This is a genomic window from Amycolatopsis bullii (genome assembly GCF_014654205.1).
In the GTDB taxonomy this organism is placed as follows: domain Bacteria; phylum Actinomycetota; class Actinomycetes; order Mycobacteriales; family Pseudonocardiaceae; genus Amycolatopsis; species Amycolatopsis plumensis.
On record NZ_BNAW01000053.1, the window covers coordinates 54,054 to 69,208 of the forward strand.

General features: G+C 70.4%; 14 protein-coding genes. 1 reads left to right on the forward strand and 13 read right to left on the reverse strand.

Annotation, left to right across the window (positions count from 1 at the left end; all coding sequences use genetic code 11):
* Positions 1-7 precede the first annotated feature (7 nt).
* Positions 8-1,501 (forward strand): S10 family peptidase, encoded by a 1,494-nt coding sequence (locus IE317_RS37490; RefSeq protein ID WP_191316109.1) that lies wholly within the window; start codon positions 8-10, stop codon positions 1,499-1,501.
* A gap of 46 nt (positions 1,502-1,547) precedes the next feature.
* On the opposite strand, the gene IE317_RS37495 is transcribed toward IE317_RS37490, so the two are convergent.
* The 13 genes from IE317_RS37495 to IE317_RS37555 form a co-directional block, all read right to left on the reverse strand.
* Positions 1,548-2,333 carry a hypothetical protein gene (locus IE317_RS37495; RefSeq protein ID WP_191316110.1) on the reverse strand — a complete coding sequence of 262 codons (786 nt, stop codon included), beginning with the start codon at positions 2,331-2,333 and terminating at the stop codon, positions 1,548-1,550.
* The gene (locus IE317_RS37500; RefSeq protein ID WP_191316111.1) at positions 2,330-3,166 is read right to left on the reverse strand and encodes a hypothetical protein; all 837 of its coding nucleotides are present in this window, start codon (positions 3,164-3,166) and stop codon (positions 2,330-2,332) included. Before IE317_RS37500 ends, IE317_RS37495 begins: the two co-directional genes overlap by 4 nt.
* 46 nt (positions 3,167-3,212) lie before the next feature.
* Positions 3,213-4,049, reverse strand: a complete 837-nt coding sequence (locus IE317_RS37505; protein ID WP_191316112.1) for a hypothetical protein — start codon at positions 4,047-4,049, stop codon at positions 3,213-3,215.
* Between the two features lie 79 nt (positions 4,050-4,128).
* Entirely contained in the window at positions 4,129-5,838 is a 1,710-nt protein-coding gene (locus tag IE317_RS37510; protein ID WP_191316123.1) for a S8 family serine peptidase, read from the reverse strand.
* Positions 5,839-5,928: 90 nt separating this feature from the next.
* On the reverse strand, positions 5,929-6,927 hold the full coding sequence (locus IE317_RS37515) for an ABC transporter ATP-binding protein (protein WP_191316113.1): 999 nt from the start codon (positions 6,925-6,927) through the stop codon (positions 5,929-5,931).
* Positions 6,920-7,915, reverse strand: a complete 996-nt coding sequence (locus tag IE317_RS37520) for an ABC transporter ATP-binding protein (protein ID WP_191316114.1) — start codon at positions 7,913-7,915, stop codon at positions 6,920-6,922. The genes IE317_RS37515 and IE317_RS37520 overlap by 8 nt, the downstream gene beginning before the upstream one ends.
* A gap of 6 nt (positions 7,916-7,921) precedes the next feature.
* On the reverse strand, positions 7,922-8,875 hold the full coding sequence (locus tag IE317_RS37525) for an ABC transporter permease (protein ID WP_191316115.1): 954 nt from the start codon (positions 8,873-8,875) through the stop codon (positions 7,922-7,924).
* Entirely contained in the window at positions 8,868-9,797 is a 930-nt protein-coding gene (locus tag IE317_RS37530; protein WP_191316116.1) for an ABC transporter permease, read from the reverse strand. The genes IE317_RS37525 and IE317_RS37530 overlap by 8 nt, the downstream gene beginning before the upstream one ends.
* Positions 9,798-9,890: 93 nt before the next feature.
* On the reverse strand, positions 9,891-11,516 hold the full coding sequence (locus IE317_RS37535; protein WP_229903120.1) for a peptide ABC transporter substrate-binding protein: 1,626 nt from the start codon (positions 11,514-11,516) through the stop codon (positions 9,891-9,893).
* 307 nt (positions 11,517-11,823) lie between these two features.
* A complete protein-coding gene (locus tag IE317_RS37540) occupies positions 11,824-12,777 on the reverse strand; it encodes a Ppx/GppA phosphatase family protein (protein ID WP_191316118.1) in 954 nt (317 codons plus the stop codon).
* 9 nt (positions 12,778-12,786) lie between these two features.
* Positions 12,787-13,968 (reverse strand): lytic transglycosylase domain-containing protein, encoded by a 1,182-nt coding sequence (locus IE317_RS37545; protein ID WP_191316119.1) that lies wholly within the window; start codon positions 13,966-13,968, stop codon positions 12,787-12,789.
* A 140-nt stretch (positions 13,969-14,108) separates the two neighbouring features.
* Positions 14,109-14,618 carry a DUF501 domain-containing protein gene (locus tag IE317_RS37550; protein WP_191316120.1) on the reverse strand — a complete coding sequence of 170 codons (510 nt, stop codon included), beginning with the start codon at positions 14,616-14,618 and terminating at the stop codon, positions 14,109-14,111.
* 66 nt (positions 14,619-14,684) lie between these two features.
* Positions 14,685-15,047, reverse strand: a complete 363-nt coding sequence (locus IE317_RS37555; protein WP_191316124.1) for an FtsB family cell division protein — start codon at positions 15,045-15,047, stop codon at positions 14,685-14,687.
* Positions 15,048-15,155: the final 108 nt, after the last annotated feature.

Below are 15,155 nucleotides of genomic sequence, written 5' to 3' on the forward strand. Positions count from 1 at the left end.
TGGGTCCATGGCGGACAAGACCCCCGAAGAGGCCCCCGAGCCGAAGGCCGCGGAGACCACCGAAATCGCGGCCGAGCCGACCGACGACATCGTCACGACCCAGCACACGCTGACCGTGAAGCGGAAGAAGCTCGCGTACACGGCGAAGGCGGGGCGGATCGTCCTCCGTAAGGAGATCGTGAAGGACGGCAAGTCCGAGGGGTTCAAGGCGAAGGCCGAGGTGTTCCTCACCTCCTACACCCTCGACGACGCCGACCCGGGCTCGCGGCCGGTGACGTTCGCCTTCAACGGCGGTCCCGGCTCGTCGAGCATCTGGCTGCACATGGGCCTGATGGGGCCGCGCCGGGTGCTCTCGGGCGACGTCGACGACCTGGTGCCGCCGCCGTACGGGCTGGCCGACAACCCCGAGACGCTGCTGGCGCACAGCGACCTCGTGTTCATCGACCCGGTGTCGACCGGCTACTCGCGCGCGTCCGACGGCGGCGAGACGAAGGACTTCCACGGATTCAAGGGCGACATCGAGTCGGTCGGCGAGATCATCCGGCTGTGGGTGTCGCGCCACGAGCGCTGGCTGTCGCCGAAGTTCCTGGCCGGCGAGTCGTACGGCACGCTGCGCGCCGCCGGGCTGGCCGCGCACCTGCAGGACCGGCACGGGCTCTACCTGAACGGCCTGCTGCTCATCTCCTCGGTGCTCGACCTGGGCACACTCCAGTTCACGGAGGGCAACGACCTCCCGTACTCGCTGTACGTGCCGACGTACGCGGCGATCGCGCACTACCACGGCCTGCACGGCGAGCGCCCGCTCGACGACGTCCTCGCCGACGCCGAGGACTTCGCGGCGAAGGACCTGCCGTGGGCGCTGGCCCGCGGCGCCCGGCTGTCCACTCAGGACCGGACGGAGGCGGTGGCCACGCTGGCGTCGCTGACCGGGCTTTCGGAGTCCTATGTGGACCGGGTGAACCTCCGGATCGAGCACGTCCGGTTCTTCACGGAACTGCTGCGCGACCGCGGCCTGACGGTCGGCCGGATGGACGGCCGGTTCACGACGTGGGAACCGGACGGCGGTCGCGAGCGCATGAGCGACGACCCGTCGATCTCCCGGGTGGTCGGCGCCTACGCGGCGGCGTTCAACCACTACGTGCGGGCCGAGCTCGGGTACGCCAACGACCTGCCGTACGAGCTGATCAGCGAGGACACGTTCAAGGCGTGGTCGTACGCGGACTTCGAGGGCCGCTCGGTCTCGGTCGTGGACTCGCTGAGCGCGGCGATGCGCGCGAACCCGCACCTGCGCGTGCACGTGGCGTTCGGCCACTACGACGGCGCGACGGCGTACTACGCGGCCGAGCACGTGCTGGCCCACTTGCAGATCCCGGAGGAACTGCGCGAGAACATCGACACGGCGTACTACCCGGCGGGCCACATGATGTACGTCCACGAGCCGACCCGGGTGCAGCAGTCGAAGGACCTGGCGAAGTTCGTCAAGAAGGCGTCGAACCGCTGAACCCCCGCGCCGGAGTGGCGGCTCATGGCGCCCTCGGCTTCGCTGCTCACCGGACCTCCCCGTAGTGGCCGTCCGCGGGCAGCGCGGGACGGCGACGCCGCTGGGTGAACCACCCGGCGGCGTGCGTGGCCACCGCGAGCGCGACGTAGCCGGCGAGCCACGGATCGCCCTGGCGGTCGCCGTACGTCAGGTCGGCGATCAAGGGCAGCGCGAACACCGACGGCATCAGGAGGTGGACGTCCTCGAGCCGCGTCACGACGTCGACCGCCAGCGAGCCCTCGTCCTCGGCGAGGACCGGCCGGGTGAGGATGCCGGTGAGGACCACGGCGTCCGCCGCCGCACCGACGGCGAGATGGCCGAGCCAGAACTCCGCCCAGAGCGAGCCACCGGCCGCCATCGTGGCGGCGAGCGCCGCGCCGCCACCGAAGGTGACCAGCAGCGAGGTCAGGTACCAGCCGTTCAGCACGTCGGCGCCGGACGGACGAGGCCGGTGCAGCCGCCGATCGCCCAGCCAGGCCGCCGCCCGCCGGTCGCCCGCCCGGACGTGCAGCCACACCGTGAGCTGCACCGCGGCCACGGTGAAGAAGATGTACCCGCCCACGGGCAGGTCGGTGCCCTCCACCCCGGGCAGGAGCCGCAGGAACACGTAGCTGAAAGCGCAGGCGGAAACGACCAGGGTGAGGACGAAGACCGGGGAGAAGGCGTCCGGCGACCGCCGTCCGGCGCGGACGCTCAACCGGAAGGTGAGCAGCGTGGCCGGCTCGGCGACCCGGACACCGTGCTTCTCGAGCCACTTGACCGCCGCCTGCTCGTCCTTCGTCAACCCGATCACCGGGGCGCCTCCGGTGACCAGCCGGCCCCGGCCTGGGCCGGCAGCGGGACCCCGTAGTCGCCGTCCGGGAGCGCCGGGCGCCGCCACCGGCCGGCGATCTGCAGGGCGATCGCGAGCGCCGCGTAACCGAGGAGCCATGGCGCGAAGCCGGGCGGCTGGCGTTGGGTGGTGACCAGGTCGAAGAGCACCGGCAGCGAATAGGCCGAGGGCAGCGCGATGACCAGGTCGTCGAGCCGCAGCACGGCGTCGACCGCGGCGGACGGCTCGTCTTCGGCGATCACCGGGCGGCGGACGACTCGGGTCACGATCACCGCGCACACGACCGCGCCGATGGCCAGCAGGCCGAGCCAGCTCCAGGCGTAGGTCCGGTACGGCGTGGCCACGAACATGGTGACCCCGAGCGCCGCGCCCCCGGCGAACGTGACCGCGGCCGACGCGAGGTACCAGCCTCCCAGCGTCGCCCGCCAGGACGGCCGCGGCCGGGCGAGCGCGCGGTCGCCGAGCTGCTCCAGGGCCTGCCGGTCCCGCCGCCGGACCGCGAACCAGAAGGCCAGCTGGCTCCCGATGAGCAGGAAGTACGGGACCTTGCTTTCGGTCATCTCCACCCCGCGGACGCCGGGCAGGTACTGCAGGCACTGGTAGGCGACAGCGACGGCGAGAGTCGCCAGCACGATCCCGGCCTGCCGGATCACCAGCGGCCGGGGCCGCGCGGTGTTGCGGACCCCCAGCCGCGTGGCGAGCAGCCGCGTCGGAATGCCCACGCGCACCCCGCGGCGCCCCAGCCAGACCGCCGCCTGCACGTACTCGCCGCGGCTCGGTACCTGTTCCCCCATGGACCCCTCCCCTGTCCTCCTTACACGCTCGAAGGCCCGGAGAGGTTTACCGGCCGTAGCAGCCGGGCGGCAGCCGGCGGTACCGGTGCCGGGTCACGAACCAGCCGGTCAGCTGCAGCCCGGCCACGATCGCCAGGTAGGCGAGCGCGGACCAGCCCAGCGGGCCGGGCCACGCCCAGTCGACGACGAAGATCGGCATCGCCAGCACCGCGTACACCGCGCACGGGGCGAACCGGTACGGGTCCTCGGCCCGGAGCAGCCCGTCGACCAGCCGCGACGTCTCGTCTTCCGCGATGACCGGCCCGCGGAGCACCCGGCCCAGCACGAGCGCGGTCGCGCCCGCGCCGGCCGCCAGCGCGCACGTGTGCACCGCGATCGCCACCGACGGCAGGTACCAGTGCTTCCAGGCGAACTGTGGTTCGGTCAGGAAGGCCGCCGCGCACAGGGCCGCCCCACCGGCGAACGTGATGGCCGCCGAGCTCAGGTACCACCAGCCGACGCGCTGCACCGCGCTGCGGAGCGGGAGCGGTGCGCCGGCGCCGGTCGCCCGCTCGGCGAGCTGGTCACGGCGTTGCGCGATCCGCCAGCGCATCACCTGGAACACGGCGAAGAGCACAGCGCCCACCGCGGTCCGGCCCGGCAGCTCCACGCCCTCGAACAACGCACCGGCGGACGCCCACAGGACCACGATGACGACCAGGTAGGTGGGCGTTCCCCGCCCGCCGATGGCGCGCCCGCCGATGCGCAGCGCCAGCAGCCGCGTCGGCAGCCACACCGCCACCCCGCGCCGGCCCAGCCACAGCCGCGTACGGCCCACCTCGAGCACCGTCGGCTCGCCGGGCAGTCTCGGGTCCACCGGCAGCGCCGGCCCGCGAACGTCCATCGGAATCCCCCCACTCGCGACAAGAACGCAGACCGCCCCGGGAAGGTTGCCTTCCCGGGGCGGTTTCCTCTGATACGCCTTACTTCAGGTACTGCGACCCGCGGGTCACCGCCGCGTAGGCGTCGACCGCGCCGTGGCCGTAGAAGCCGTTGAACGACGGGTCGCCTTCACAGGTGGCCGTGAACGTCGCGTCGCGGCCCTCCTTCAGGTAGTCCACCGTCCGCGGCACCGGGCAGGCGATCTTCGCCGCCGTGCCCTCGAGGACCCGCTGGACCTTGTCCGGGTCCATGCCGAACTCGCCGTGCGACTTCTTGCCGTACTGCGAGATGATCAGCGCCGCGACGCCGGTCGCGTGCGGGGTGGCCATCGACGTGCCCTGCAGCCACTGGTAGTAGCCGACCCGGCCGTCGGCCGCCGTCGCCTTCTTGACGCCCGCGGCCAGCCCGGCTTCGGTGATGTTGCCGTCCGCGTCGATGTTGCCCTCGGCGACACCCACGTTCTTCGGGTACGTCGAAAGGATTTCGTTCTCGACCGTGCGGTACCACGGCGTGCCGAAGCCGTCGCGGAAGAAGCCGCCCGGCGCCGAGACCGAGATCTGCTCGAGGCCGTAGTTCGAGTAGTCCGCCTTCCGCTGGGACGGCCCGAACGAGCTCACGCCGATCGTGTGGTTGCCCTCGACCGGCAGGTTGAGGCACGTCGAGTTGTCCACCGTGCGCGGGTGCGTGCTGTTGGCCGGGTAGTCCGGGCTGGTCGTGTCCGGCTGCGGCGCACCGAGGTCGGTGTGCTGGTTGCCCAGCGCGACCACCATCGTGACGCCCTTGCGGTGCGCGTAGTTGAGCGCGCGCTGCGTGGCCTCGATGATCGTGCGCTGCTCGGCCTGCTCGGCGGGCGAGTCCGCCGGGTTGGCCTGGCAGTTGTACAACCAAGGATCCGTGTAGAACGACATGTTGACCACGTCGATGCCCGCGTCACCGGCGTAGGTGATCGCGTCGACCGTCGGCTGCAGGAAGAAATAACCCGAGTCCTGGCCGGCGCGGATGTTCACCAGCGTCACGTTCGGCGCGACACCGGAGACGCCGAAGCCGTTGGCCGCGGCGGCGATGGTGCCGGCGACGTGGGTGCCGTGGCCGCCGTCGTCGTGGTTGGCCGGGTCGACGCAGCCGCGGAACTCGCACGGGCCGTCGACCTCGGCGCCGTTGACGTCGGTCGGGATGTCGCGGGTGAAGTTGCGCGAGTCGGCCTCGTCGAAGTTCGGCGCGATGTCCGGGTGCGTGCCGTCGATGCCGGTGTCGATGACGCCGACCTTGACCTGCTTGCTGCCCGGCTGCTTGGTGCGGGAGAGGTCCGAGCGGACGGACTTGAGGCCCCAGAGCTGGTCGTCCAGCGGGTCCATCCCGACGGCCTTGTTCGCATCGGCCTTCTTCGACGAAGCGCCGCCACGGCCTTCCTTCTCGACGCCGGCGTCGCCCTTGGCCTTCTTGCCCATCTTCGGCACCGAGCCGATGGACTGGGCCTTCGCGGCGCCGAACACCGCGCGGTTCGCGGAAACGCGCTCGCTGAAGCCGGTGGCCGGCGCGCTCGCCCTGATCAGGCCGACCGCGGCGTTGGTCTCCAGCACCGTGCCGCCCGCGGCCTTGATCGCCTGCTGGGCGCTGCCGATGCTCTGGACGTCCTTGGCGAGGACGGTGAACTCGGTCGCCGGGCCGGACAGCGCGGGCTGCGCCGACGCGGCCGGGACCGCGACCGCGGACACCGCGCCGAACAGCGGCACAGCCAGCACCGCGGCCATGAGCCTGGGTCTCTTCACTTTTCTCCTCCTCCGAAAGCGGTTCCTGCACCGTATAGACCGGACAATGCGCGTACAACGGCCAAACGTACGTTATGGAACAACCGACTTCTGCTCCGCGAAGTGACAAGCTGACAAGTGCCCGTCCGTCCTGGGGACCAGTTCCGGCACCTCCGTCGCGCATCGGTCCTCGGCCTTCCAGCACCGCGTGCGGAACCGGCACCCGGACGGCGGGTCCAGGGGACTCGGCACGTCACCGGTCAGCCGGATCACCTGGCGGCGGCCGCGCACGGCCGGGTCCGCCACCGGCACCGCGGACAGCAGCGCCTGGGTGTACGGGTGGGACGGTCGTTCGTAGATCTCCTCGTCGGTGCCGAGCTCGACGATCTTGCCCAGGTACATCACCGCGACCCGGTTCGACAGGTGCCGCACCACCGAAAGGTCGTGCGCGATGAAGACGTAGGACAGGCCGAACTCGCCCTGCAGGTCGCCGAGCAGGTTCATCACCTGCGCCTGGATCGAGACGTCCAAAGCGGACACCGGCTCGTCGCAGATGATCACCTTGGGCCGCAACGCCAGCGCCCGCGCGATGCCGATGCGCTGGCGCTGCCCGCCGGAGAACTGGTGCGGGTAGCGGTTGAGGTGCTCGGGGTTGAGGCCGACCACTTCGAGCAGTTCCCGCACCTTGCCCGCCCGCGAGCCCTTCGGGGCGACGTCGGGGTGGATCTCGAACGGCTCGCCGACGATGTCGCCGACCGTCATGCGCGGGTTGAGCGAGGTGTACGGGTCCTGCAGCACGATCTGGATCTCGCGCCGCAGCTTCCGCAGCTCGGCGCCGCGCATGGCGAAGATGTCACGGCCCTCGAACTTCGCGGTGCCGCCGGTCGGCTCCTCCAGGCGCATCAGGACCTGGGCGAGCGTCGACTTCCCGCAGCCGGACTCGCCGACGACGCCGAGCGTCTCACCCGGCATCAGGTCGAACGAGACGCCGTCGACCGCCTTGACCTGGCCGATCGTGCGCTTGAAGAGGACGCCGGTGCGGACCGGGAAGTGCTTCTTGAGGTCGATGACCGAGAGAATGGGTTCAGGCACGGGAGCTCACCACCTCTTCGGCGAAGTGGCACGCGCTCGTGCGGCCGAAGCCGATCGCGTGCTGCGGCGGGACCTCCTGCGAGCAAACAGCTTCGGCCCGTTTGCACCGCGGGTGGAACGGGCAGCCCGGCGGGATCTGCAGCAGGCTGGGCGGCAGGCCCTTGATGGTCTCCAGTGTCTGTCCTTTGAGGTCGAGCCGGGGCAGCGAGTCCATCAGCGCGGCGGTGTACGGGTGGGCCGGCGCGCGGAACAGTTCGCCGGCGTCGGCCTGCTCGACGATCCGGCCCGCGTACATCACCGCGATCCGGTCGGCGACTTCGGCGACCACACCCAGGTCGTGCGTGATGAGCACCAAGCCCATCTTCCGTTCGGCCTGTATTTCACCCAGGAGGTCCATGATCTGGGCCTGGACGGTGACGTCGAGGGCGGTGGTCGGTTCGTCGGCGATGAGCAGGTCCGGGTCGAGCGCGAGTGACATCGCGATCATCGCGCGCTGGCGCATGCCGCCGGAGAACTGGTGCGGGTAGTCCTTGATCCGGCGTTCGGCGGCCGGGATCCGGACGATGTCGAGCAGTTCGATCGCGCGCTTCCGGGCGTCCTTCTTGGACATACCGAGCCGGACGCGCAGCTGTTCTTCGATCTGGAAGCCCACGGTGAACACCGGGTTCAGCGCGGAGAGGGCGTCCTGGAAGATCATCGCGATCTCGCTGCCGCGCACTTCGCGGCGGCGGTCCTCGGACGCGGTCAGCAGGTCCTCGCCGCGCCAGCGCACGGCCCCGGCGGTGATCACCCCCGGTGGCATGTCGAGGATCCCCATCACCGTCTGGGCGGTGACGCTCTTCCCGGAGCCGGACTCGCCGAGCACGGCCAGCGTCTCGCCCGCGTGCACCGAATAGCCGACGCCGTTGAGCACGTTCGCCACGCCGTCGGCGGTCCGGAACTCGACGTGCAGGTTCTCGACTTCGAGCAGGAGTTCGTTGTCGGACAAGAGGATCTACCTCGACTTCGGATCGAGCGCGTCGCGGATGCCGTCACCCAGCATCACGAAGGCCAGCACGGTCAGGGTGACGAAGGCGCCGGGGAACAGCAGCATGTGCGGGTCGTTGCGGAAGTAGTCCCGCGAGTCGGCGATCAGCACGCCCCACGAGATCACCGGCGCGCGCACGCCGATGCCGAGGTAGGCCAGGGTCGCCTCGGCGCCGATGAACGCGCCGAGCGCGATGGTGGCGTACACCAGCACCGGCGCGATCGTGTTCGGCAGCAGGTGCCGGAAGATGATCCGCGGGGTGCTCGCGCCGAGGCCGCGCGCGGCCTTGACGTAGTCGAGCTGCTTGGCCACCAGCGTCGCCGAGCGCATGATCCGCATGCCCACCGGCCAGCTCAGCACCGCGATCGAGCAGACCACCTGGACGATGATGGTGACCGCGCCGGGGTTGGAGCCGGGCGCGTTGAACGTCGTCAGGATGACGATCGCGCCGAGCACGAACGGCAGGCCCGCGAAGATGTCGCCGAAGCGCGAGAGCAGGCTGTCGACGAGCCGGCCGTAGTAGCCGGCGATGATGCCGATCACCGAGCCGAGGAGCACGGTCACCAGCGTCGAGAACAGCCCGACCAGCACCGACGCGCGGGTGCCGTAGATGGTGCGGGCGTAGACGTCCTGTCCCTGGTTGTCGTAGCCGAACCAGGCGTCCGCGGACGGGCCCTCGTTCGCGTGCGCGAGGTCGCTGAAGCCCGCGTCGCGCGAGCTGAACAGGCCGGGCGCGATCGCGATCAGCACGACGAACAGGATGATCACCGCCGAGGCGAGCACCGCGGGCTTGCGCCGCAGCTGGCGCCAGGCGTCGCTCCACAGGCTGCGGGGTTTCTGCGGGCCGGTGGCGGAATCGTCCACACGGGACAGTTCCGCCGCGTCGGCGCCGCCGCCGCCCACCAGGTTCGGGTCAGTCATAGCGGATCCTCGGGTCGAGAACGGCGTAGAGCAGGTCGACGACCAGGCTCATCAGCAGGTACACCAGCACCAGCAGGACGACCACGCCGACGACCGTCGCGCTCTCCCGGTTCTGGATGCCGCGGAAGATGAGCCCGCCCAGGCCGTTGATGTTGAACACGCCTTCGGTGACGATCGCGCCGCCCATCAGGGCACCGAGGTCGGTGCCGAGGAACGTGAGCACCGGGATCACCGAGTTGCGCAGCAGGTGGACGAGCACGACCCGGCTCTGCGGCTGGCCTTTCGCGATCGCCGTCCGGACGTAGTCGGCGCGGCGGTTCTCGGCGATGCTCGTCCGTGCCAGCCTGGCCACGTACGCCATGGACAGGCTGCCGAGCGCGATGCCCGGCACGATGAGCTCGCCGACGCTCGGGTTGTCCGACACGCTCGCTTCGATCCAGCCGAGGCCGTTGCTGCCCAGGGCCAGCTGCAGCACGATCGCGGTGACGAACACCGGCAGCGAGATCAGGAACGTCGTCGAGACGAGCACGAGGTTGTCGAGGAAACCCTTGCCGCGCAGGCCGGTCAGCACGCCGGCGGTCAACCCGATGACCGCTTCGATGACCACCGCGATCACGGCCAGGCGCAGCGTGATCGGGTACGACGTGGCGATCAGCTCGCCGACGGACGTGCCATTGAAGGTCTCGCCCCAGTCGCCGGTGAACAGGCTGCCGAGGTACTTGACGTACTGGACGAAGATGTTGTCGTTCAGGTTGAACTTCTCGGTCATCTGGGCGACGTAGGACGCCGGGCAGGCGGCCTGGCCGCACTTGCCCGAGAACGGGTCGCCGGGCACGGCCCAGACGAGAACGTAGATGAGGAACGTGGTGCCGAAGAACACCGGGATCAGCTGGAGCAGCCGTCGCAGGACATAGCGGGTCATCAAGTGTTCCTAGTGCGCGCCGGCCGTCGTGAGTGGTAAGGAGGGTTCTAGCCCGCCTTACCACTCACGACGGCGTGGTGGTGGGAGCCGCCGCTACTTCTTCAGCACCTCGATGGACGGGTAGTCCGGCATGCGCCGGAAGTCCAGGCCCGCCGACTTGAGGTTCTTCGACTTCGCCGCGACGCCCTTCTCGTCCCACACCGGGATCGTCGGCAGGTCCTTCGCGATCAGGTCCTCGGCCTGCTGGTACAGCTTGACCGCGGCGTCCTTGTCGGCGGTGGCGTCCGCCTGGCCGAGCAGGGCGTCCACCTGCGGGTTGGAGTACGTCGAGTCGTTCGAGGACCCGCCGGTCTTGAAGATCGGGTTCAGGAAGTCCTCGATGGACGGGTAGTCCGCCGACCAGTCCGACCGGCCCATGCCGGTCAGCTTGTGGCCGGTCACGATGCTGCGCCACTGGCCGAAGTCGGTGGCGGGCACGAAGTCGCACTCGACGCCGAGCGTGTTCTTGATGCTGTTGCACGCGGCGACCAGCGGTTCCTTGCGGCCACCGTCGGCGTTGGACGCGATGGTCAGCTTGCCCTGGAAGCCCGACTTCTGGAAGGCCTCCTTGGCCGCCGCCGGGTCGTACTTGCAGAACTGGCAGACGCCGGGCCGCGCACCCGGGATGCCCTGCGAGATGTAGCCGTCGGCCGGCACGTAGGTGTCGTTCATGACGGTCTTGGTGATCTGCGCGCGGTCGATCGCCATCGAGATGGCCTTGCGCAGCTCGAGGTTGTTGTAGCCGGGCACGTAGTACGGGATGTTGATGGTGCTGATCCCGAGCAGGTGGCCGGTGACCAGCCGGTCGCCGAGGTCGTTCTTGTACTTGCCACCCGCGACCGCCGACGGCGGCAGCGCCTCCATGAAGTCGAGCCGCCCGCTCAGCAGGTCCTGGTAGGCGGTCTCCTGGCTGGCGTAGATCTTGATGTCGAGGTTCTTGAACTTGACCTTGTCGTCACCCTTGTAGTCATCGAAGCGGGTGAGCTTGATGTCCTGGTTGGGCGTGCGCGAGACGAACTTCAGCGGGCCGTTGCCGATCGGGTGCTGCTCGAAGGCCTTGGGGTCCTTGAAGAACGAGTCCGGCAGCGGCGCGAAGGCCTGGTAGCCGACCTTGATGTCGAAGACGGAGAACGGCGCGTTGAGCGTCACCTGGAACTCGTAGTCGCCCTTGGCGACCAGCCCGGACATCTTGTCGGTGGCCGGCTTGGCGTTCTCGTCCTCGGGGTGGACCTCGGCGTAGCCCTGGATGTTCGAGAAGAAGTCGGTGTTGAGCTGGCCGTTCGGGCCGTAGGCGCCGTAGTTCCAGGCGTCGATGAAGTTGTGCGCCTTCACCTCGGTGCCGTCGTGGAACTTCCAGCCCTGCTTGATCTTGATGTCGTAGACCTTGGAGTCGGTCGTGGTGATCGAGTCCGCCATCAGGTTGAAAGGCTTCGCGTCCGCGCCCTTGAACCCGACGAGCGTGGCGAACATCGGCTGGATCGCCTTGGTGCCGCCGAGGTCGTTGATGTTGGTCGGGACGAGCGCGTTCTGCGGTTCGGTGCCGTAGACGCTCACCGTGCCGTCCGGGTCCGTTCCGCCGGCCCCCGTGGAGCTGCCCGAGCCGCCGCCGCACGCGGCGAGCGCGAGCGCCAGCGAGGTCATCACCACCGTGGGTCCCCAGAGCCTGCGCGAACGACGCATGATCCCCTCCATATCCGGTGTGTCCGAAAGGTGAGACGCACGCTATCGGGGGCGGTGAAGCTGATCACAGGACTGCGGTGTTGCAAATGTGTGACGGTCGTCGGGACCACCTGGTTGGAGCACAACCAACGTAGGAATCCGGATACTCCGGACGGTCTAGCGCGGACAGCAGGTAATAACGCGCTCACCCACGGTTCGGTTGCGCCACAAGCCCTTCCGGGCGCCCGAACGGTCGGTCGGCCGGTGATGCCCCGCCAGTCACGCGTGATGCCCCTCGGCGCACGGGTGATGCCCCGGGGCGCACGGGTCAGGCGAGGGAGAGGGCGATGCCGTCGAGGATGTCGTGTTCGCTGACCACCAGCTCGGTCGGGCCGCCGCGGGCCGCCAGCTGCTCCGCGAGGGTCTGGACCACCACCGCGCCGCCGCCGATCACGTCGACGCGGCCCGGGTGGATCACCGGGTTGGCCGCGCGGGTGGCGTGGTCCTCGCTGAGCAGGCGGGACGCGAGCCGGTCGATGTCCGCCGTGCTCAGCTTGGACAGGTGCACGCGGTCGCTGTCGTACTCCGGCAGCCCGAGCGCGATCGCCGAGAGCGTCGTCACCGTGCCCGCCACGCCCACCCACGTGCGGGCGCGGGAGACGTCGACGACGTCGAACGCGTCCGTCAGCACCTTGCCGGCCAGGTCACGGGCGGTCGCGATCTCGCTCGCCGTCGGCGGGTCGCTCTTGAGCGCGCGCTCGGTGATCCGGACGCAGCCGATGTCGACGGACTTCGCCGAGATCACGTCGGCCCGGCGGCCGTCCCAGGTGCCGAGGACCAGCTCCGTCGAGCCGCCGCCGACGTCGACCACGACGAACGGGCCGTCGTCCGGGTCCTGCTCGCCCACCGCGCCGGTGAAGGACAGCCGCGCCTCCTCGTCACCGGTGATCACTTCGGCCTCCACGCCGAGGGTCTCGCGGGTCATGCGAAAAAACTCGTCGCGGTTCTTCGCGTCGCGGGTCGCGGACGTGGCGACCATGCGGACCTTCTCCACGCCCTTGCGCCGGGCGGCGATCGTGTAGTCGGCGAGCGCCACGCGGGTGCGTTCGATCGCTTCGGGAGCCAGCTGCCCGGTGGCGTCGACACCCTGGCCGAGCCGGACGATCCGCATCTCGCGGTGCAGGTCGCGCAGGTCGACCGTGCCGTCGTGGCGCGGGGTCAGCTCGGCGACGAGCAGGCGGATGGAGTTGGTCCCACAGTCGATCGCGGCAACACGAGGCATGCGATCACCCTAACCGGCCGGTGTGGACGTCCCCACGGTCGTGGTCGTGGTGGTGGTCGTGACCGAGGTGATGACCTGCCCGCAGGTGGGGTCCACCGGCCGGGCCTTCGTCGGCGGGGTCGTGCTGGACCCTTCGGTCACCGTCGTCGTCGGCGGGGTGGTCGTCGTGCTGATGACCGTGGTCGTGGTGGGTGTCGTCGTCGGCGGCTTCGTGCAGGTTTCCGACGGGGTGGTCGGGGTGGTGGCCGGCGGCGCCGACGTCTCCGTCGACGGCGGTGCCGTGGTGGGTGTCGTCGTCGGGACCGGCGGGGGCGGGACCGACGGCGGCGCGGGCAGGGCCGCCGCGTTCGGGGCGCCGACCGGCACCGTGCTGTCCGGCACCTGCATGATCCCGTTGCGGTAGGCGTCCGCCCACAGGATCACCGTGTTCACGTACGTGTCCGAGTTGTTGTACCGGTAGATCGCCCCGCGCAGCTGGTCCGGCTTCGCCAGGTCGAACCCGCCGGAGCACAGGTAGCGGCCGGTGGCCAGGGCCGCGTCGAAGAGGTTGTTCGGGTCGGCCTTGCCGTCGCCGTTGCCGTCGGAGGCGTAGCCCTTCCACGTCCCCGGGATGAACTGGGTCGGGCCGACCGCGCGGTCCCACACCGGGTCCGTGTCGAGCAGACCCTGGTCGGTGTCCGGGATCGCCGCGAACCCGCCCTGGCCGTTGAGCTGCGGGCCGAGGATGGGCTCGCGCGTGGTCCCGTTCGCGTCGACGTACCCGCCGCGCGCGTGGTTGGACTCGATCCGGCCGATGCTGGCGATCAGCGCCCAGTCGATGTGGCACGCGGGCTGCTCGCGGCCGAGGATGTCGGCGGCGTTCTTGTACGCGGCGAGCGCGGTGGCCGGGATGCCGAGCGGGCCGTCGGGGAGCTCGTAGGCCGGGAGGGGCAGCGGGCTGGGCGCGCTGGGGAGGGTGCCGTCGACGGCGATCTGCTGGAGAGCGGCGTGCCCGGGGTCGTAGCCCTGGGCGAGCGGGGCGTCGCGGGTGTGCTCGCCGGTCCCGCCGAGCCAGCCGAGGGTGCCTCCGCCGGCGACCAGCGCCGGGACCACGGCCAGGATGCCGGTGATCAGCGGGTACGCGGTGCGGTGCCGGATCCCGAACCTCCGGGCGTAGCTCCCGGCTGCGTCTGGCAGCCGCCGCACACGCATGCTCAGAGCCCTCCTGGCCGGATCGGTCACCACTCTCGGGACACAGCCTGCCGCACCCGCGGCGGAGTTTCAGCCCATCGAGAGACGCGATCGAGGTTTTCGCTCACCCAGACCAGTTATCTGTTCACAACGCGCGAGTGTTACGCGGCGCAGTCCCCCGTGGGCCACCCGTTGGCCTTAAGCAGGGCCAGCGTCTCGTCACCGAACGGATTCACGCCCGGGCCGACGGCGAGGGAGTGGGCGACGTGCACGTGCAGGCACTTGACGCGGCCCGGCATGCCCCCGGCGGTGACCTGGTGGCCGAGCGGCTCGATGGCGTCCCGCTCGGCGAGGTAGAGCTCGTGCGTGCGCTGGTACTGCGCGGCGAGCTCGGGATCGGTGGTCAGCCGCTCGGTCATCTCCTTCATGATCCCGGACGCCTCGATGGTGCCGATCATCGAGTTCAGCTTCGGGCAGGTGAGGTAGTAGAGCGTCGGGAACGGCGTGCCGTTTTCGAGCCGCGGCCTGGTCTGCACCACGGACGGGTGCCCGCTCGGGCACCGCGCGGCAATGGCGCGCAGCGCTCGCGGCGGCCGCCCGAGCTGCTCCGCGATGATCTCGCGGTCGGCGTCGGTGACGGGCTCGAACCGGTGCTGCTGCGTGCTGTTCACGCGGTCAAGGTTAGAGCGTGGACCCCGCCGCCCGGCCCGCACCCCAAGGCGCCTCCGGACACAGTCTCAGCCGCCCGAGACCTGGTTCCAGAGGTTCTCGTACCAGGAGCTGCCCGCGGCCTGCTGCTGGCCGGGCGGCGGCGCCGCGTCCGGGGCCTTGTCCTCCGGCAGCTGGACGATGTACGGCGTCTCGCCCGGCTTGACGTACCGCAGCCGCCGCCGGGCTTCGGCCTCGATCTGCGCCGGGTCGCTCAGCTCCGCCTTGCGGCCCTGGAGCTGAGCGACCTCCTGCTGCAGCTGCGCCTGCTGGGCCTGCTGTTCGCGGACCTCGGTCCGCTGGGAGAGGTACGTGCGCAGGGGCACGGCGATGGTGAACGCCAGCGCGCACACCACGATCGCCACCACCGCCGCGCGGCGGGTGGTGGACATGCCGAGCACCTTCGCCGCCCCCGACGCGCGCTTCGCCGCCAGGCCCCGGCGCAGCCGGGCCCGGGTGGTCTCCGCGTCGCCGGTGCGGCGGCGCGCCGCCGCGCTGCC